This is a genomic window from Sphingobium sp. WTD-1 (genome assembly GCF_030128825.1).
GTDB lineage: Bacteria > Pseudomonadota > Alphaproteobacteria > Sphingomonadales > Sphingomonadaceae > Sphingobium.
The window spans coordinates 413,922-431,601 of record NZ_CP119127.1 but is presented as its reverse complement, the minus strand read 5'-3'; the positions used below and the strand labels follow the sequence as shown (position 1 = coordinate 431,601).

The window sequence follows — 17,680 nt, the reverse complement described above, 5'->3', positions numbered from 1 at the left end:
TTCGCCACAGCTTCATGATCGCAGACATCTGTTGAAACCCGCCATTTTCTGCGTCTCTTAATCATCCCATCGGCGATCCGGCATCGCCATCAGATGGGAAAAAGCATGTCTGAGACCGCGACGATAGCTGTCAGAAAGCCCCAGCGCAGCGCGCGCATGCTGCAGACAGCCTTGGGGCCTCATATCGGGCGGTGGCTCCAGGATCCGGCCGTCGTCGAGGTCATGCTCAATCCGGACGGTCACCTCTGGGTAGATCGGCTGGGCGAGGGCATGTACGACAGCGCCATCAGGCTGGCACAAGAGGATGCAGAACGCATCATTCGCCTCATCGCCCATCATGTCGGCGTGGACGCACATTCAGGATCGCCGCGCGTGTCGGCAGAGTTGCCGATAACGGGAGAGCGGTTCGAGGGGCTGCTCCCACCGATTGTCAGGGCGCCGACCTTCGCCATTCGCAAGCCAGCGACCGCGATCTTCACGATCGACGACTATGTCGCAGCGCAGGTGATCACGCATGAACAGGCGACAGTGCTGCGGCGTGCTGTTGCCGACCGTGCCAATATCATCATCGCGGGCGGCACGGGGTCGGGCAAGACGACGCTGGCCAATGCCCTTCTCGCCGAAATCGCCAAGTCGCCGCATCGGGTCGTCCTCATCGAGGATATGCGTGAGCTGCAATGTGCCTCGCCCAATCTGGTCGCCATGCGGACGAGGGATGGCATAGCATCGCTGCAGGATCTGGTGCGCTCGGCCTTGCGTCTGCGCCCTGACCGCATCCCGATTGGCGAAGTACGCGGGGCAGAGGCGCTCGATCTGCTCAAGGCCTGGGGAACCGGCCATCCCGGCGGCATCGCGACGCTTCATGCCGGTTCCGCCCTCGGCGCGCTCCGCCGGCTCGAACAGCTGATCCAGGAAGCGGTCGCGACGGTGCCCAGCGCACTCATCGCAGAAACCGTCAATCTCATCGCGGTCCTTGATCGCAATGCCCAGGGCCGACGCCTCACCGAACTGGCTTGGGTGACAGGCCTTGATTCCGCGACCGGCAATTATCGCCTGATTTCCCATGCCTCCAGCTCAGGAGAAGATTCATGACCCATTTCCTCAATCGCTGCGCCTCGCGGATGCGTGCCATGCCCACCGCAGCCTGCATCGCCTTGATGCTGATAGCGGCGCCAGCAAATGCCAGCGGCTCGTCCATGCCATGGGAGGCACCGCTCCAGTCGATCCTCGAGTCGATCGAAGGGCCGGTTGCCAAGATCATCGCGGTCATCGTCATCATCGTCACGGGGCTCAGCCTTGCCTTTGGCGACACATCGGGTGGCTTCAGGCGGTTGATCCAGATCGTCTTCGGCCTCTCGATCGCCTTTGCAGCATCGAGCTTCTTCCTGTCCTTCTTCAGCTTCGGCGGCGGGGCGCTCATCTGATGCAGGACCATGACACCACGCCCGGCTTCCATGCGCCTGTCTATCGGGCGCTGGGCGAACCGATATTGCTGGGCGGGGCGCCGCGCTCGCTGGCGATCGTCAATGGTACGCTGGCAGGTGCGGTCGGACTTGGTCTTCGGCTCTGGATATTGGGCCTCGCCCTGTGGGCCATCGCCCATTTCCTCGCCGTCTGGGCCACGCGCAACGACGCACAGTTCGTGGATGTGGCCCGCCGCCATCTCAAATATCCCGGATGGATGCAGCCATGATGTCATTGCGGGAATATCGATCGACGTCGGCCTGCCTGGCAGACTTCCTGCCCTGGGCGGTGCTGGCGGCACCGGGCATCGTCCTCAACAAGGATGGGTCGTTCCAGCGTACGGCCAGGTTCCGGGGCCCGGATCTCGACAGCTCGACGCCCGCAGAACTTGTTGCCGTCGCGGCGCGCATCAACAATGCGCTGCGACGTCTGGGATCAGGCTGGGCTGTGTTCGTGGAAGCGCAGCGTCTGCCCGCGCAAGCCTATCCCCAAGGCCTGTTCTGCGACCGGGCATCGGCTCTGGTGGACATGGAGCGCCGCGCGCAGTTTCGCGAGGCCGGCGTCCATTTCGAGAGCTTCTATTATCTGACCCTGCTCTGGCTGCCGCCGGCCGAGGAAATCTCGAGGGCGGAATCCTGGCTTTACGAAGGGCAAGTGAAAGGCGCACTCGACCCACTGACCCACCTGCGAAATTTTGCCGACCGGACAGATCGGCTGATCCATCTGCTCGACGGCTTCATGCCTGAAGCGCGATGGCTCGACGATGGCGAGACGCTGACTTTCCTCCACAGCTGCATTTCGACCCGGCACCAGCGGGTTCGCGTTCCCGAAACACCGGCCTATATCGATGCGCTTCTTGCCGATGAGGGCCTGTCCGGCGGTTTCGAGCCGCGCCTTGGCGACCATTATCTGCGCACCCTCACCATCACCGGTTTTCCGACGTCGACCTTCCCCGGTCTCCTGGACGAGCTTAACGCGCAGGCCTTTGCCTATCGCTGGTCGACCAGAGCGATCATGCTCGACAAGAATGATGCGACCAGATTGCTGACCCGAATCCGGCGGCAATGGTTTGCCAAGCGCAAGTCTCTTGCCGCAATCCTCAAGGAGGTGATGACGAACGAGCAGTCTGTCCTGCTCGACAGCGACGCTGCGAACAAGGCCGCTGACGCAGACATGGCGCTCCAGGCGCTGGGCGCCGATCATGCTGGCATAGCCTATGTAACGGCGAGCGTAACGGTATGGGACCGTGATCCGACCGAGGCATCGCACAAGCTGCGGCTGGTGGAAAAGGTGATCCAGGGGCGTGACTTCACTTGTTCGATCGAGCGCGTCAACGCCGTCGAGGCATGGCTGGGTGGCCTGCCTGGCCAGGTTTACGCCAATGTCCGCAAGCCTCCCATAACCACGCTCAACCTTGCGCACCTCATTCCGCTGTCCGCGGTGTGGGCAGGCGCCGCGCGCGACGAACATCTCGATGGTCCGGCGCTTCTCTACGGCAAGACCGAGGGATCCACACCCTTCCGCCTCTCACTTCATGTTGGCGATGTCGGGCACACCCTCGTCATCGGCCCTACCGGCGCAGGCAAATCGGTACTGCTCGCCATGATGGCCATGCAGTTCCGTCGCTATGCCGGTAGCCAGATATTCGCCTTCGATTTTGGCGGGTCGATCCGCGCCGCCATCTTAGCAATGGGCGGAGACTGGTGCGATCTAGGGGGCCAGATCGATGCAGGTCAGGACGCCAGCCCAAGGATTGCACTTCAGCCACTGGCTCGGATCGACCAGCCGGCTGAACGAAGCTGGGCTGCGCAATGGATTGCTGCTCTTCTTGGAACGGAAGGCATTGCGCTCGATCCGGCCGACAAGGATCATCTCTGGACGGCGCTCAATTCGCTGGCATCGGCCCCGATCGCCGAGCGCACGCTGTCGGGTCTGGCAGCGCTCCTGCAGACACAGCGCCTCAAACAAGCTCTGATCCCCTATTGCGAGGGAGGCTCCTGGGGCAATTATCTCGATGGAGAAAGCGAAAATCTGGGATCGGCATCGGTCCAGGCTTTCGAGATCGAAGGTCTGGTCGGCTCCTCTGCCGCAGCGCCCGTGCTGGCCTATCTTTTCCACAAAATCGAAGCACATCTCGATGGTCGTCCGACCCTCATCCTGATCGATGAAGGCTGGCTGGTGCTCGATCATCCGCAATTTGCCGAGCAACTGCGCGAATGGCTCAAGACCTTGCGCAAGAAGAATGCGAGCGTGGTGTTTGCCACCCAGAGTCTTTCGGACATTGATGGCTCCGCGATTGCGCCGGCCATTATCGAGAGCTGCCCAACCCGTATCTTCCTGCCCAATGAGCGCGCCCTAGAGCCGCAGATCACGCAGATATATTCTCGCTTCGGCCTCAATGATCGCCAGATCGAGATATTGAGCAGGGCGACGCCCAAGCGCGACTATTATTGCCAGTCCCGGCGCGGCAATCGCCTGTTCGAGCTCGGTCTGGGTGAGGTCGCGCTCGCCTTCACCGCCGTCTCTTCCAAGCAGGATCATCGCTCGATCAGCGACATCCTCGATCTGGTCGGACGGGAGCAGTTTGCCTCCAGATGGCTGACACAAAGGGGCCTGGACTGGGCGGCAGACCTTCTCGCGCACATCGATATCGCGCCACCGGTGGATCCTGAGCCGCAGATCCTTCCCCATGTCGAGGAGCTTTCCCAATGAAGAAGCGCTTTGTCCTGATCGCTTTGATGGCGCCGATGGCAATCATGATCCCGCCGGCTGCGCAAGCTCTAGTGGTCTATGATCCGACCAACTATGCCTCCAACGTCCTGCAGGCGTCCCGGGCACTCCAGCAGATCAACAATCAGATTCAGCAGATCCAGAACCAGGCCACATCGCTTCTCAATGAGGCAAAGAATCTGACGAGCCTTCCGCTTTCGACATTGTCGACACTCCAGGCACAAATAGGCCAGACCCGTCGCCTGCTCGCGAGTGCGCAGCGCATCGCCTATGATGTGCAGGACGTCCAGAATGTCTTTGCAACCCGCTACTCGGGCGCCGTGCTGCGCGGCGATGCTGCCCAGATGGTCGCGAATGCCGACGCCCGCTGGCACGATAGCGTCGACGCGTTGCAGGATGCCATGCGCGTACAGGCCGGCGTGGTCGGCAATCTTGATGGCGCGCAGTCGAGCATGGAGCGCTTGATGGGGGCGAGCCAATCAGCAACCGGTGCCTTGCAGGTCGCGCAAGCGGGAAACCAGATGTTGGCGCTCCAGGCTCAGCAGCTTGCCGATCTGACGGCAATATCTGCGGCACAAGGCCGGGCTCAGGCGCTGGCGGCCGCGCAGCAGGCGGCGGTCGAAGCGGAGTCGCGCGAGCGTTTCCGTCGGTTCCGAGGCAATTGACATGCGGCGGCCGGGCATTGCCATATTATGCTGCGCTGCTGCGGGAATGATCGTTGTGCTGACAATGATCATGGCGCGCGAACGAGCGGCCGAACCATCAGCCACGGTCCGTCCACAGGAGGCCAATCCTCCTGCCGCGCCTATCCCGCCCCAGTGCCGCACGGTCGCGCAGCCGGACGCGGCATGCCTGGCGATCTGGGAAGAGAGGCGACGCCGCTTCTTTGCGTCGGATCGTCAGCCATGACTGACACAGACGTCATCGACGAGTTCCTCCTCGTCTTCACCACCTATATCGATAGCGGTTTCGGCTTGCTGGGTGGTGAGGTCGGCTTCCTCTCCTCGAGTCTCATCGCCATCGATGTGACGCTTGCAGCCCTGTTCTGGGCTTGGGGCGCCGACGAGGATATCCTCCAGCGTCTTGTCCGAAAGACGCTCTATATCGGTCTGTTCGCCTTCATCATCGGCAATTTCTCAACGCTTGCGACGATCCTGTTCCAGAGTTTTGCGGGATTAGGGCTCAAGGCTTCGGGAAGCGGACTGGCTATCGGCGATTTTCTGAGACCCGGTACGGTCGCCGCCACTGGCCTCGATGCCGGCGCGCCGCTGCTCGATGCGACGGCTGACCTGTTGGGTCCGGTCGGTCTCTTCACCAACTTCGTCCAGATCATGATCCTGCTCCTTGCCTGGCTGATCGTCGTGCTCGCCTTCTTCATCCTCGCGATCCAGATTTTCGTGACGATCGTGGAGTTCAAGCTGGTGACGCTCGCGGGCTTTGTCCTGCTCCCCTTCGCCTTCTTTGGTCGAACTGCGTTCATGGCCGAGCGCGTGCTCGCGCATGTGATCTCGTCCGGGATCAAACTGCTTGTCCTTGCGGTGATAACCGGGATCGGAACGAGCTTGTTCGCACGCTTTACGACCGCTGGCATCCCCGCCGAACCGAACCTGGCTCAGGTGATGTCGATAGCCCTTGCTGCACTGACGCTCTTGGGGCTCGGCATTTTCGGTCCCGGCATAGCCAATGGGATCGTCTCGGGCGGTCCGCAGCTTGGCGCCGGGAGCGCAGCGGGTACGGCGGTCGCAGCGGCGGCGACCCTGGCAGCTGGCGGCGCGGGTGGAAGGCTGGCAGCCGGCGCCATCGGAAGCGCGGCAGGCAGCGCGGCAGCGAGCGGCGCCCGGATCGCTGGCGCTGCAACACGGGCCTATTCAGCTGGCGCCAGTGGGAAATCCGGTGCGTCCGCGGTGGGCGGTGGTCTGGCAGAGGTCGCAAAGAGCGCTGCGGCATCGCTTGCCTCGCCGCTGCGCAACAGCGCCGCTGGTCTCAAGGATGGTTTTGCACAAGGGCGTTCAGGCGCCACAGGACAGTCTTCAGGCGCGATCGCCCAGGATGGCGCTGGCCATGTGCCGCATTGGGCGATGGCTATGAAGCGACGCCAGATGATCAGCCACGGCGCCACCGTCGCCAGCCAGACGCTCAAAAGCGGCGACAGCCATGGTGGCGGCGCCGGCCCGGATATCAGCGAAAGGAACTGACATCATGTTCCAGCGAACATCGGTCCATTATGGAAAGTCGCCCGAAGCAGTGACCCCATATCAACGGGCCGCTCAAGTCTGGGATGACCGGATTGGTTCGTCACGCGTGCAGGCGCGCAACTGGCGCCTGGCATTCTTCGCCAGCCTGGCTCTCTCCACGACGATGAGCATCGGGCTGCTGTGGCAAATGGCGCGCGGAACCGTGACGCCCTGGATCGTCGAGGTCGACAAGCTTGGGCAGGCGCAGGCGGTGGCACCCGCAACGCGCGACTATCGCCCGACGGATCCCCAGATCGCCTTTCATCTCGCCCGCTTTGTCGAGCAGGTCAGGAGCCTGCCGACGGATCCCATCATCCTGCGTCAGAACTGGCTGCGCGCCTATGACTTCACGACCGACAGGGGGGCGGCAGCACTGAGCGAATATGTGCGGCGCGATGATCCTTTCACCAAGGTCGGGCGAATTCAGGTGGCAGTCGAGATATCGAGCGTCATCCGCGCCTCGGATGACAGCTTCAGGATCGCCTGGGTCGAACGACGCTATGAGCAGGGCATATTGAGCGACACCAGCCGATGGTCGGCAATCCTGACCGTGGCGCTCCAGCCTCCTCAATCCGAGGACGTCCTCACCAGAAACCCGCTCGGAATCTTCGTCGATGCCCTCAACTGGTCAAAGGAGTTCGGACAGTGACAAAGCCTCGCCCCTCCCTGGTTGCCGGCGGTGCCGTCCCCTTGCTGGTCGCGTTCATGGTCGCGTCTCTGTCGATGGCGCCCGCATATGCGCAGGACAGCGGAGAAATGGCAGCGGCAAAGCGCTCCTCCAGCAACGCCACAATCAAAGTCGTGCCACTTCCGGTGCCCATGCCACTGCCGGGGCAGCTCAAGCCTGTGCCGCATGTCGTCCGGACGCTTCCGGCTGCGCCTCAGCGGGATGTGAAATCAGCCAACACAGCGGCTCGTATCCAGCCCAGCCAGGGCGATTATGTGAATGCTATGCAGCGCTATGCATTCGCAGCTGGCGCGCTCTATCAGGTCTATGCTGCGCCCGGGCAAGTTACCGACATCATGCTACAGGAAGGCGAGGAACTTGTAGGCGCCGGTCCGATCGCCGTCGGCGACACTGTACGCTGGATCATCGGCGATACGGTGAGCGGGAGTGGCTCCTCGCTGCGCGTTCATGTGCTGGTGAAGCCGACGAGAGGCGATATCGCCACCAACCTCATCATCAACACGAACAGACGCACCTACCATCTCGAACTGAACGGGACGCCATCGACCTACATGGCATCGGTGTCCTGGACTTATCCACAGGATGCGCTGTTCGCATTGAAAGCTGCAGCGGCGCAGGAAAGCCGCAATGCGCCGGTCGCGACGGGGTTGGATCTGGCATCCCTGAACTTCCATTACCAGATAAAAGGGGATCTGCCTGCCTGGCGCCCGCTGCGTGCGTTTGACGATGGCCGTCAGGTCTTGATCGAGTTTCCCTCGGACATCGCGACCGGAGAAATGCCACCGCTTTTTGTCACGGGTGCGTCAGGATCGGCCGAGCTCGTTAATTACCGCGTGCAGGGGCACTTCATGATCGTCGATCGCCTTTTCAGCGCAGCGGAACTGAGGCTTGGGGACAAGAAAACCAGCAAGCTGGTGCGCATCGAACGGATCGACCCGAAGCCAGTTCATCGGGCAAGCCGATAATGAGCAGCGCAGAAAATAGCAGCAAGCCGGGCGACAAGGTCGAGGACCAAGTCGAGATCGATAAACATGACGACATCCCGCCCGCCAATGTATCAAAAGACAAAAATTCTGAGGCGGTTGCGTTGCGGGCGGCCTCGCCGCCGGCCATGCGTCTGTCCCGGAAAGCGATCGGGCTTCTGGCGGCCGTCAGTTGCATCTGCATTGCCGGAACATTGATCTATGCCCTGCGGCCAAAGACGATCGAGGGCGTCGAAAACATACCGGTCTCGCACGGCCGCATCAAAGCCGAAACCATAGCCTCAGCACCCGACGACTATTCCAAAATTCCCAAATTGGGGGTGCCATTAACCGACGTCCCGGGACAGCCGCTGCTTGAAGCGCAACAACAGCCAAGTCTGACAAACCCCGGCCGCTCGCCACCCAGCGATGAGCGCCTGACGGCGCGCCAGCAAGAGCGGGAGCGCCAGAGGAGCATGCGTGAGGCCGCGCTATCGAGCAGATTGTTCCTTGCCTCAGCGCCAACGGTTGCAAGGGCGAATGAACCGGACGGGGTGCTGCCAGCGGAGGCCAGAGCGCCCCGGGACCCGAGGGCTGAAGCTGAAAGCCAGCCCCTCCAGTCCCGAACCGCCGATACGAATAGGCGCACGTTTCTGGCGCCTGTCGCTATCGCCGAGGCAAGCACACAGCGCGTTGCGAATTCGGCATCGCCCTATGTCGTGCAGGCGGGCAATGTCATCCCTGCTGCGCTGATCACAGGAATCCGATCCGATCTTCCCGGCCTTATCACCGCGCAGGTGACGGAAAATGTTTATGATAGCCCGTCGGGCCAGATCCTGCTCATCCCGCAAGGGTCTCGGCTGATCGGCGAATATGACAGTGCGACCGCAGCGGGACAGCAGAGGATATTGATCGCCTGGGACCGCCTTATTTTTCCCGACAGCCGTTCGATTCTGCTCGACCGGCTTCAGGGCGCCGATCAGTCCGGCAGGTCGGGCCTGCAGGATGGTGTGGACAATCATTGGGCCGGCTTGCTCGGCGCAGCATTCATCTCGACCCTGTTGAACATGGGGACCGAGGTTATGGCCGACGATGACGGAAGTCTCGTGCGAGCGCTGCGATATGGCACGCAGGACAGCATCAGTCAGGCAGGCCGACAGATCATCGGGCAGCAACTGACGATTCCTCCGACACTCACCATCAGACCTGGCCATCCTCTGCGCGTGATGGTGAAGCGAGACATCATATTGGAACCATGGGAAGGGCAGAAGTGATGGTCAAACTCAAGCTAGGACCGATCGAGGATGATAAGCCAGTCAAAATCTCGGTCGAACTTTCCGCTGCGGTACATCGGGATCTGACGGCTTATGCGCGCATCCACGCTAGCCCGGCTTATTCATGAGCCCGCTGCACTGGGGTATTTCGGGTTTGGTGGGTCGGTTGCCGCGTGATCTGGGCGAGCGCCAGCGCCGGCGTTTTTCACCGCAGCAGGAGCAAAGGGCTTTTCGAGGTTGATGGACGAGGGCTCGGGCTTTCGGCGGCACTGCCGCACTGGCTATGTCGGTGCTGGCCGGAGACTGGTGGCGATTGCTTTGAACACGTCGGCCTCCGGGCAGGCTGACGCGAAGGCGAGACGGATACGCGAGGAGGTTTCGATGACGCGGGCAGCCACCTTGAGCAGCCGCAAGCGTAGCGTTGCGAACTCGGCCGTGGCCAGCGCGGTGGTCTTGGGGATCGCCTGCTGGACGCGCCACAACAGCCAGTAGGCGGCGGTGTGTAGGATGAGGCGCATTTGATTGGCATTGGCTGAGCGGCACGAGGTGCGATCGCTGGCGAGTTGAGCCTTGTGGCGCTTGATCAGGTTTTCGGCTTGGCCGCGCGCGCAGTAAAGCGTGTCGTAGATATGCTCGGCCGAGCCTTCGGTCAGCGAGGTGACGACGTAGCGGATATCCATGCCCAGCGTGCTGGCCTCGATCCGGGCGACGACGCGGCGCTGGCAGTTCCAGCTCTTTGCGCCGTAGTGCGTCTCGGCATAGTTGCGCAGGACCGGATACTGGGCCGTGGCCCGCTTGACCGCGCAGGCGTCTGCGATGGCAACGATGACCGGATCAGCACGTAGCGCGGCATTGGTCGGCAAGCCGAACACGTAATCGACGCGGTGGGCCTCGCAGAAGGCCATGACTTCGGGGCGGCCATAATGCCCGTCGCCGCGGAAGGTGATGTGCGTTTCTGGCCAGTACCGGCGGATATGACGCACCAGGCGCCGGATGTGGCCGGCAGCTTCGGCGCCTGACGGCGTCTTACCGGTGCGCAGCAGCATCGCGACCGGACGACCGGTCGCGGTGTCGTACACATGGATCGGCAGGAAGCAGCGCTCACCGTGATGCCCGTTCCAGAAGGACAACTGCTGATAGCCGTGCACGACATCGCAGGTGTCATCGATGTCCAGCGTCACCGCCACTGGTGGAGCCGGATAGCTGGCGCAGTAGACGCCGATCATCTCGGCCATCATCCTGGCCAGCTCACGCGTGGTCGGAGCATTCTCCCAGCGGCTCATCGTCGGTTGGCTGGCAAGCCCCGCGCCCGATCCCGGCAACTTGCCCAGCGCCAGGCGGAAGCCCGGATCGTCGCGCAGGGCGTCGAGATCATCGGCATCTTCATAGCCGCACGCGATCGCGAACACCCGGGCACGTAGGATGTCATCGAGGCGATGGATCACCCGCGTCGGGTCACGCGGATCGGCAATGCAACCCGCAAGCCGCCGGCAGAGCCCCATCGCGCGCTCGGCCTGCGCAAGCAGCAGAACGCCGCCGTCCGAGGTCAGTCGGCCACCGTCAAACGCGGCTGTGATCTTCTTCCCGCCGACCGCTGGGAATCGGAATGAAGTTGCGATATCGTCTTTCATGGCGGGTGTGGCCTGTGGCATTTTCTGCCCTGCAGCAGGGCCGGCGTAGACACCCAGTTCCTAATTCAGATCAGAGGCTTATGCCACTCCCGCCAACCCTTCAGGCCCCCGTCGGTGAATAAGACGGGCTAGCGACACAGGACTGACCCATCCCATGGCAATTGAGCGGTTGATCGGCCCGATGCTGGAGCGTTTCATGGCCAGTGATCGGGGTTTCAGAAGAGGATGATGCCCAAACGGCCTTCGACAAACTTCTGCGTGATAAAATAATCCCAAGAAATGAGTCTGGTGCAGCAGGTTACTGTCCAGCAATCAGACTCTCACTTTGTCCCTGCCGCAACCGATGATGGGAGGTGTGAGCATCAGGATGCGCCATTTGCACTGTCTCCAAGCAGTGACCTGAGCCTTTCGACCGGTTGGCCAGGCTTCATAACAAGCGGCAAGTGAGGATGCCGCGCTTGCAGTTCTGGAGGAAGTCCGGCAGCGCTGTACACTAGGAACGGTATTGCGCTTTCTATCAGCAAAAGTGCTAGAGGCGTCACATCGCGATCCCGGAGATTTGCGTCAACGATGGCAGCGTCAATCTTGGCCTGGGTAAGGAAATTGACGGCTTCACTGACGGCTGAAAACGGCCCGGCAACTGTACCGCCTACGGCTTCTACATTTTCGCAAAGCGCCATTGCAATAAGCGGATCATCCTCGACGATCAGCACGCAGAATCCTGATAGCATATGTTCTCCCTTGCAGCGGGAGCACAATGTCTCTCAGTCGGTGATGCGCCGAACATGTCACCGATAGGCTGTAAGCGGATTGATATGGATTAAGTTCCGAAATTCATTTTATATTTCAGCGACTAATTGTGGTGCCCCTATATTGTTGGTCGAGACGCATTGGCTATTTCCCGCCAAATCGCAGTCTCCAAGGCTACACCGTGCGGTATAGCCTTCCTTGCCATGCCTCCAAAAGGCAGGCATGGTTCGGTGTCACCGCGTAATCGACGCCACTTCGGTTTACGGCGCGCTTGATCCAGAACGCGACAGGAATTCCATGAACTATAGCGGAACGCGCATTGCGCGGTCGTCGCCCCCTGCCTCCAATGACGCCTGGAATGGCAGAGGCGCATCCCCAGAAAGGAAAGGAGTACAGGAAAACGGGGCAGGATCGGACAAAAGCCTCCCGATAATTACGGTCGATATTGCCGATATTCCGGGCGGTGGCCAGCTTCACCTCCTCCAGTGTGGGACAGAGTTCTCGATCCAGTTCGGCGATGATGAGTTGATGGGCAGCCGGGATCATGAATCCGAAAAGGCTCTCGCAAGGCTGACCCAAGAGCGTCTTGCTCAGCGCGATGGCAATATTTTGATTGGCGGCCTCGGCATGGGCTTCACGCTCGCGGCTGCGCTCGACGCCTGGTCACAAAGCGCGACCATCACGGTTGCCGAGCTCGTGCCCAAAATCATAAGCTGGGCTAACGGACCTCTGATGCACTTGTTCGGTACCAATCTGACAGATCCGCGAGTCAGAATTCAATTGGCCGACGTGTTTGATGTCATTACCCATGAGAAGGATCGCTTCGATGCCATTCTGCTCGACGTCGATAATGGTCCAGACGGTTTCATCAGAAAAAGCAACGACAGGCTTTATTCGACCGACGGCTTGGAAATGGCCTATGCGGCACTGAAACCGGGCGGCCTACTGTCGATATGGTCAGCCTACAGCGATGACGCATTTGCCGAAAGGCTGGAGCAGGCCGGATTCTGTCTGGATGAGATTTTGCTGCCAGCCTTTAGCGGCAGCGCCGAACGCTGGCACAATATCTGGTTCGCCGCCAAGGCCGGGGCCTGACAGTCCGTACCAGCCTTGTAAGCATGAGACCAAGCCTGCCAGGCTTCCATTCGCGACAGCGCGCGACCGGGCTTGGCAGGCATCGTCGTTCTCAGGTCAGTAAACCGGAGACTCACATTTGATTTGTCGTGATGGCACTTGGCCGGGTTAGTTCAGAATTGCCACTGCTGTAGAGGCGATGAAGCCTCTTCGCGTTGCAACACGGAAATGATCTTCGCATAGGCACGAGCCAAATCCTCGTGCCTTGCTCTGATCGCAGGATTCTCCGCAAGCTCAGCATGCTTTAACTCGGCCAATCTCCGGCGGTTAAGATAGTCGAACCGACCCATGGCCATATTCATCGTGCTGACGGCGGATGGTGACGGGCCACATGCGATCGGGAGCGTGTGACAGATCCTTCGATCAGCTTACCCTTCATCAAAGCGCGAAGCGCATCGGCATCCCGTGGGTCAAGCAGAACGATCCGCACGCCACCGGAGTCAAGCGCCTCGAGAACCGAAATCCTGAAGCCGTTTTTTTGACACACCAGCCGCACTGCATCGGCTGATTCCATGATGTTTATGGCCCTGCTCATATCCGACAATCCCGCTGGTCGTTTAAAGCGAAAGGGGCTGAACCATCGGGACGCTCCGATCGATAGGGATGCACATGTTCTCGAATGCGCTGCGCATAACGGTTGGCCAAACGCTGATGCGCATGGGATGCAGCCCGGCAATGCGCGCTTTGGGCACGCAGCAACTCTTCCTGCTCGCGCTTGAGCAAATAATTTAGATCTTCCACGGATGGGCTCCCTCAGCTGGCAAGCGGGAGCACGTTGGTCTCTCTGTCACGGCGAATGCTTGCAGCAAATTTCGCGCAATAATTGTGTTTATCAAATAATATTCTCAAAGTCCATGATTTAATTTTGAAATCACATGAAAAACCTTAAGAATTATTGGATCGGCATAGCAACGATATTTTATAAAATATAATGCATGATATTTGAGATCAAATATGTAGAACGCTCTTAATTATTTTAAAAATAATCATATTATACCATATTCACTTTGATATCTATTTAATATCATAAGACGTTTTATAGATTTTCATAATTCACCGATCTTCAGATCGTCCCCATCATCCAATATGCTGCTCCTCCACTCTGTTCGAGAATTCGGCATAATTGGTTGGCAACCAAGAAATGCGCTCGCTCACCTGGCGCTGACAGCAAATGCAGCGCCCGCTCATGACCATGGATGGCCTGGCGGGCTGCCTTCCCCTGCCCATCCACGCCTGTTTTGCCGCCGGCCCAATGGAACTGCCTTCATACCCATCGCCTTGACAGTGGAGATGACGGTGCTGGACTGCATCCCAAGCTTGTTGGCTTATGGTCGGGGTTCCGCATATTCATCAGCGCGACCTTGCGCTGTTCGTGACCCAGCCCTTGGCCATCGGACAACGATGCGCGGATGCTTAAGCGCAAAAGCATCAATGATAAATCTGACAATATCTATCAGAGTTCTTCGAGAATTCGCTTTACCGCCTCAAGCCCCGAAGAGCTTTTTACCGCGATATCTAGTGGTCGGCCGCCGAGGCCGGGCTCTTCGCCGTTCAGAAATGCGATGGCGCCCTGAGAGCCCAATCGGGCTATGGCAAGTTCAAGAATATGCCCTTGGCGCTCGATCTGATCCGAAGATAGATATGGACCGTCGAACCGTCTTCCAGCCCGCTTAATCAAGATGCTCATCCTTTTTTCGCATCTTGTCCAGCGCTTGTCTTTTGCGGTCGATCTGGACCAGCAAAGCGCGATCAGACATGATCTGCCATGCAGCTTTTGACCGCAGGCAGCGCTCTTTCACATTCGCCAGATTGGTTTCCTGCGCCTCTTTGTCACATTGTGCGACGCGGGCCAGGTAGAAGTCGATCGTGGCGGGCATGTCGATCTCCTGCGAGTTGGATGTCGTTGCGACGGACGTCAATCGATCATTTCAGCGACAGCCCTGCGCAATTCGCGCACGGGCAGAGTGCCCAAAGGGACGTTTTGGTAAAATGAACGCGGCGTTTTGCCAGTCGCGGGCGATAATTTGGCATGAGCCATATTCAAACGGATACTGAGATTCATGATATTCCTGAAACACGCATCTTGGCATGTGATGTAATGAAAAAGTCTCGCTCAACGACGTCTTTCGCCGGCACATAAGGCAAAAGAAAAAAAGCCGGAGCATTAGGCCGCTGTCACTTGGCCGGCGGCAATTGCCCATATTTCGGGCAATTATGTGGTACTTAACCGCTATCCGATGTTTAAGCAAAGACAAGACGGCAAGCCAGCGCGACGCAATGCCGCGCTGGCAGTGTAAAATAAAAACTCGACTTCGTAATTTACGCGGCTTCCAGGTTCACGGCCGACTGCTTGCCTCGTCGATCTGCTTCGACTTCGTAGCTCAGACGCTGATCCTTATGGAGCGTTATCATTCCCGCACGCTCTACGGCAGAAATATGGACAAAACTGTCCGGACCGCCGTCCTCGGGGGCGAGGAAGCCGTACCCCTTGTCAGAATTAAAGAATTTTACGGTGCCGATAGGCATGGGCGTTCCCTTCACGAAAACAGAGAATCCACCCGCGGAATTGCAGGTGAAGCTGATAGCGCAAGTAAGGAAACGACACCCAAATAGGATGCAAATTTCGTCGCAGGCGACGTTAAGCACTATTGAAAATATATTATATTTGGGAAATGTCAAACGAACAATTTAATATTGGTTGAAATAAGAAATTTCCGATGTAAATTTCACTGCTATCGGGCAATAATGATTATTATAATTATCGCTGCGGACGTTTCTAATTATATTTCAGGCACTATGGATGTGTCTCCAAAATGGTTCTGAAGAAACCGCATTCCCCACTGAATCTGTTGCCGCTCTCATTCTTGAGCATGGCGAATATGGGACTTTATCGAAGATTTGCTGCAATTTCGCATGTCCGTTTGACGACACGGCAGAGCAGTCGACGAGCGTCGGAATGGGTGCATGGCAGCGAAGGGATAATCCCCTTGGGTTGCGAGGAGAATGCAGGTCTGCCGCTTTGACGAGACCTCAGACAAATATGCAATCACTGGCCGCGAAGGGCCAGATAGGTATCAAAGTGGGGGCAATTTATCTTGTGCAACAAGATATGTCGCAACAGTCTCCTTCTTCCACAAAGTCAATTGTGGATGGTGACCGGGCGACTGGCCCGCATGTCCAGGCTGAAAGGCTAAAGGGGTCAGTGCGTGTGCCGAACGCACGCCCTCACTGCTCGGTCACTATTAGCACATCCCCGTGGCATCGGGATAATTGTTCATAGATTATAATGTAATTATAAAATGGATGGTGAATTGTTTCCGTGAAATCTTTCGAATTGCGACATGGAGTCGCTGATTTGAAGGAGAATGACCATGGAACGTGATGCACATTCGCAGGATATCGTCGATTTGGGAGATGCAGTCGAACTCACCCGCGGCGTTCTGCTGATCGGCCAGGATGATGGCAACGGCACGCTGTACAAGGCTTCGGGACTGTCAGGATTTCCGTGTGCGGCCGGGCGGTTGATCATCAGGCCGCCATGGCTCTGATGAAACGTTCGCCGAAGATCACGGCAAATTGCGCCTTCGCCATGGTCCACTCACGTGGTGGCATCTTCCACTCTTTCTCCGACCGATTCAAGATCAGGTAGAGCAGCTTGGTGGCGGCCTCGTCGCTGGGGAAGTGTCCCCTGGCCCTGACAGCCCGCCTGAGCTTCGAGTTCAAAGCTTCGATGGCGTTCGTAGTGTAGATGATCCGGCGGACCTCGTCGGGGAACGCAAAAAACGGGATCACCTCGCCCCAGGCGCGCCGCCAGCTCTGGCCGATGGCGGGATAGCGCTGCCCCCAAGGGCCAGCCTCAAATGCTGTCAGCGCCTTTTCGGCGGCATCTGCGTCGGTGGCACGGTAAATCTCCTTGAGCGCGCTGGCGAGGTTCTTTCGGTCCTTCCAGGAGACGAAGTCCATCGAGTTGCGCAGCAGGTGAACGATGCAGGTCTGGACGATCGCATCGGGGAACACTGCGGTGATCGCATCGGGAAAGCCCTTCAGGCCGTCAACGACGGCCAGCAGGATGTCTTCAACGCCACGGTTGCGAAGCTCGTTCATCACCCGAAGCCAGAACTTGGCACCCTCATTCTGCTCGAGCCACAAGCCGAGCACCTCCTTTGCGCCGTCGGCGCGGACGCCCAGCGCAATGTGGATCGCCTTGTTGCGCACCATGCCCTCGTCGCGGATCTTGACCCGGATCGCGTCGAAGAAGACCAGCGGGTAAACCGGATCGAGCGGCCGCTGCTGCCAAGTGGCGACCTCATCGAGCACGGCGTCGGTCACCGTGCTAATCAAATCGGGTGAGACGTCGATGCCGTATAGATCGTGCAGGTGCCTGGTGATCTCGCGGGTGCTCATGCCGCGCGCGTACATCGACACGATCTTGTCGTCGAAGCCGGGAAAGCGGCGTTGATACTTGGCGATCAACTGCGGGTCGAAGCTCGACTGGCGATCGCGCGGCACGTCGATCGCCAACTTGCCGGTGTCGGTCATTACCGTCTTCCGACCGTAGCCGTTGCGCATGTTGCCGGCGCCGTCTTCGCCAGCGAGGTGGTGATCCATCTCCGCATTCAGGGCACGCTCTGTCAGCGCCTTCTTCAGCGAATCGAGCAGACCGCCCTGCTCGAAGGCGGCACTGGCAGCGCCGCCCGCCAAAAGCTGATCGAGAAGCTCATTCGGTATGGCAGGTTCTTTGCGTCGTGACATAGTGGGACTCCTTGTTGCCCATTATGCCCGGCCGCACACGGAAATCCTGACAGTCCCCAAG

At 59.2% G+C, this 17,680-nt stretch carries 21 protein-coding genes and 1 pseudogene; 14 read left to right on the top strand and 8 right to left on the bottom strand.

All coding sequences use genetic code 11. From position 1 onward, the window contains the following. The first annotated feature begins 105 nt into the window (after window positions 1-105). The 11 genes and pseudogenes from trbB to N6H05_RS02230 form a co-directional block, all read left to right on the top strand. Complete coding sequence (gene trbB, locus N6H05_RS02275) at window positions 106-1,092, top strand: P-type conjugative transfer ATPase TrbB (protein ID WP_037512156.1); 987 nt, start codon at window positions 106-108, stop codon at window positions 1,090-1,092. Then, window positions 1,089-1,424 (top strand): TrbC/VirB2 family type IV secretion system protein, encoded by a 336-nt coding sequence (locus N6H05_RS02270; RefSeq protein ID WP_502958953.1) that lies wholly within the window; start codon window positions 1,089-1,091, stop codon window positions 1,422-1,424. The genes trbB and N6H05_RS02270 overlap by 4 nt, the downstream gene beginning before the upstream one ends. Next, the gene (locus N6H05_RS02265; RefSeq protein ID WP_037512153.1) at window positions 1,424-1,693 is read left to right on the top strand and encodes a VirB3 family type IV secretion system protein; all 270 of its coding nucleotides are present in this window, start codon (window positions 1,424-1,426) and stop codon (window positions 1,691-1,693) included. The genes N6H05_RS02270 and N6H05_RS02265 overlap by 1 nt, the downstream gene beginning before the upstream one ends. Next, on the top strand, window positions 1,690-4,176 hold the full coding sequence (trbE, locus tag N6H05_RS02260; protein ID WP_185706287.1) for a conjugal transfer protein TrbE: 2,487 nt from the start codon (window positions 1,690-1,692) through the stop codon (window positions 4,174-4,176). Before N6H05_RS02265 ends, trbE begins: the two co-directional genes overlap by 4 nt. After that, window positions 4,173-4,859: a P-type conjugative transfer protein TrbJ gene (trbJ, locus tag N6H05_RS02255; RefSeq protein ID WP_037512150.1), complete on the top strand. Its 687-nt coding sequence runs from the start codon at window positions 4,173-4,175 to the stop codon at window positions 4,857-4,859. Before trbE ends, trbJ begins: the two co-directional genes overlap by 4 nt. Window position 4,860: 1 nt before the next feature. Next, window positions 4,861-5,103, top strand: a complete 243-nt coding sequence (gene trbK-alt / locus N6H05_RS28225) for a putative entry exclusion protein TrbK-alt (RefSeq protein WP_502958952.1) — start codon at window positions 4,861-4,863, stop codon at window positions 5,101-5,103. Then, window positions 5,100-6,389, top strand: a complete 1,290-nt coding sequence (trbL, locus tag N6H05_RS02250; protein WP_072893425.1) for a P-type conjugative transfer protein TrbL — start codon at window positions 5,100-5,102, stop codon at window positions 6,387-6,389. The genes trbK-alt and trbL overlap by 4 nt, the downstream gene beginning before the upstream one ends. Window positions 6,390-6,393: 4 nt before the next feature. Then, entirely contained in the window at window positions 6,394-7,077 is a 684-nt protein-coding gene (gene trbF / locus N6H05_RS02245) for a conjugal transfer protein TrbF (RefSeq protein WP_007715083.1), read from the top strand. Next, the gene (gene trbG, locus N6H05_RS02240; RefSeq protein ID WP_136186193.1) at window positions 7,074-8,081 is read left to right on the top strand and encodes a P-type conjugative transfer protein TrbG; all 1,008 of its coding nucleotides are present in this window, start codon (window positions 7,074-7,076) and stop codon (window positions 8,079-8,081) included. Before trbF ends, trbG begins: the two co-directional genes overlap by 4 nt. After that, window positions 8,081-9,352 (top strand): TraB/TrbI/VirB10 family type IV secretion system protein, encoded by a 1,272-nt coding sequence (locus tag N6H05_RS02235; protein ID WP_136186194.1) that lies wholly within the window; start codon window positions 8,081-8,083, stop codon window positions 9,350-9,352. Before trbG ends, N6H05_RS02235 begins: the two co-directional genes overlap by 1 nt. Further along, window positions 9,352-9,450: pseudogene (locus tag N6H05_RS02230) on the top strand (DUF2274 domain-containing protein); the annotation flags it as partial. The gene N6H05_RS02235 and the pseudogene N6H05_RS02230, both read left to right, overlap by 1 nt. Window positions 9,451-9,633: 183 nt before the next feature. On the opposite strand, the gene N6H05_RS02225 reads toward N6H05_RS02230, so the two are convergent. Continuing rightward, a complete protein-coding gene (locus N6H05_RS02225; protein WP_502958942.1) occupies window positions 9,634-10,983 on the bottom strand; it encodes an IS1380 family transposase in 1,350 nt (449 codons plus the stop codon). Between the two features lie 154 nt (window positions 10,984-11,137). Between N6H05_RS02225 and N6H05_RS28175 the strand changes: the two genes are divergently transcribed. Then, on the top strand, window positions 11,138-11,212 hold the full coding sequence (locus N6H05_RS28175; RefSeq protein WP_349666222.1) for a DUF2274 domain-containing protein: 75 nt from the start codon (window positions 11,138-11,140) through the stop codon (window positions 11,210-11,212). A 133-nt stretch (window positions 11,213-11,345) separates the two neighbouring features. Here N6H05_RS28175 and N6H05_RS02220 read toward each other — a convergent pair whose 3' ends face one another. Further along, entirely contained in the window at window positions 11,346-11,696 is a 351-nt protein-coding gene (locus N6H05_RS02220; RefSeq protein WP_080604549.1) for a response regulator, read from the bottom strand. A 334-nt stretch (window positions 11,697-12,030) separates the two neighbouring features. Between N6H05_RS02220 and N6H05_RS02215 the strand changes: the two genes are divergently transcribed. After that, window positions 12,031-12,828, top strand: coding sequence for a spermine/spermidine synthase domain-containing protein (locus N6H05_RS02215; protein ID WP_004209706.1), 798 nt, complete (start codon window positions 12,031-12,033; stop codon window positions 12,826-12,828). Between the two features lie 152 nt (window positions 12,829-12,980). Here N6H05_RS02215 and N6H05_RS02210 read toward each other — a convergent pair whose 3' ends face one another. The 5 genes from N6H05_RS02210 to N6H05_RS02185 form a co-directional block, all read right to left on the bottom strand. Then, window positions 12,981-13,157 (bottom strand): hypothetical protein, encoded by a 177-nt coding sequence (locus N6H05_RS02210; RefSeq protein ID WP_206364610.1) that lies wholly within the window; start codon window positions 13,155-13,157, stop codon window positions 12,981-12,983. A 241-nt stretch (window positions 13,158-13,398) separates the two neighbouring features. After that, the gene (locus N6H05_RS02200; protein ID WP_081215332.1) at window positions 13,399-13,608 is read right to left on the bottom strand and encodes a hypothetical protein; all 210 of its coding nucleotides are present in this window, start codon (window positions 13,606-13,608) and stop codon (window positions 13,399-13,401) included. Window positions 13,609-14,320: 712 nt separating this feature from the next. Beyond that, a complete protein-coding gene (locus N6H05_RS02195) occupies window positions 14,321-14,554 on the bottom strand; it encodes a hypothetical protein (RefSeq protein WP_072893435.1) in 234 nt (77 codons plus the stop codon). After that, complete coding sequence (locus N6H05_RS02190; RefSeq protein ID WP_004209707.1) at window positions 14,538-14,744, bottom strand: hypothetical protein; 207 nt, start codon at window positions 14,742-14,744, stop codon at window positions 14,538-14,540. The genes N6H05_RS02195 and N6H05_RS02190 overlap by 17 nt, the downstream gene beginning before the upstream one ends. A 442-nt stretch (window positions 14,745-15,186) precedes the next feature. Next, complete coding sequence (locus N6H05_RS02185) at window positions 15,187-15,393, bottom strand: cold-shock protein (protein WP_004209708.1); 207 nt, start codon at window positions 15,391-15,393, stop codon at window positions 15,187-15,189. An 845-nt stretch (window positions 15,394-16,238) separates the two neighbouring features. Here N6H05_RS02185 and N6H05_RS02180 point away from each other — a divergent pair. Continuing rightward, window positions 16,239-16,415 (top strand): benenodin family lasso peptide, encoded by a 177-nt coding sequence (locus N6H05_RS02180; protein ID WP_284112544.1) that lies wholly within the window; start codon window positions 16,239-16,241, stop codon window positions 16,413-16,415. On the opposite strand, the gene N6H05_RS02175 is transcribed toward N6H05_RS02180, so the two are convergent. Beyond that, entirely contained in the window at window positions 16,396-17,619 is a 1,224-nt protein-coding gene (locus N6H05_RS02175) for an IS256-like element ISSpwi2 family transposase (RefSeq protein ID WP_014082638.1), read from the bottom strand. The two genes, N6H05_RS02180 and N6H05_RS02175, sit on opposite strands and share 20 nt — an antisense overlap. Window positions 17,620-17,680: the final 61 nt, after the last annotated feature.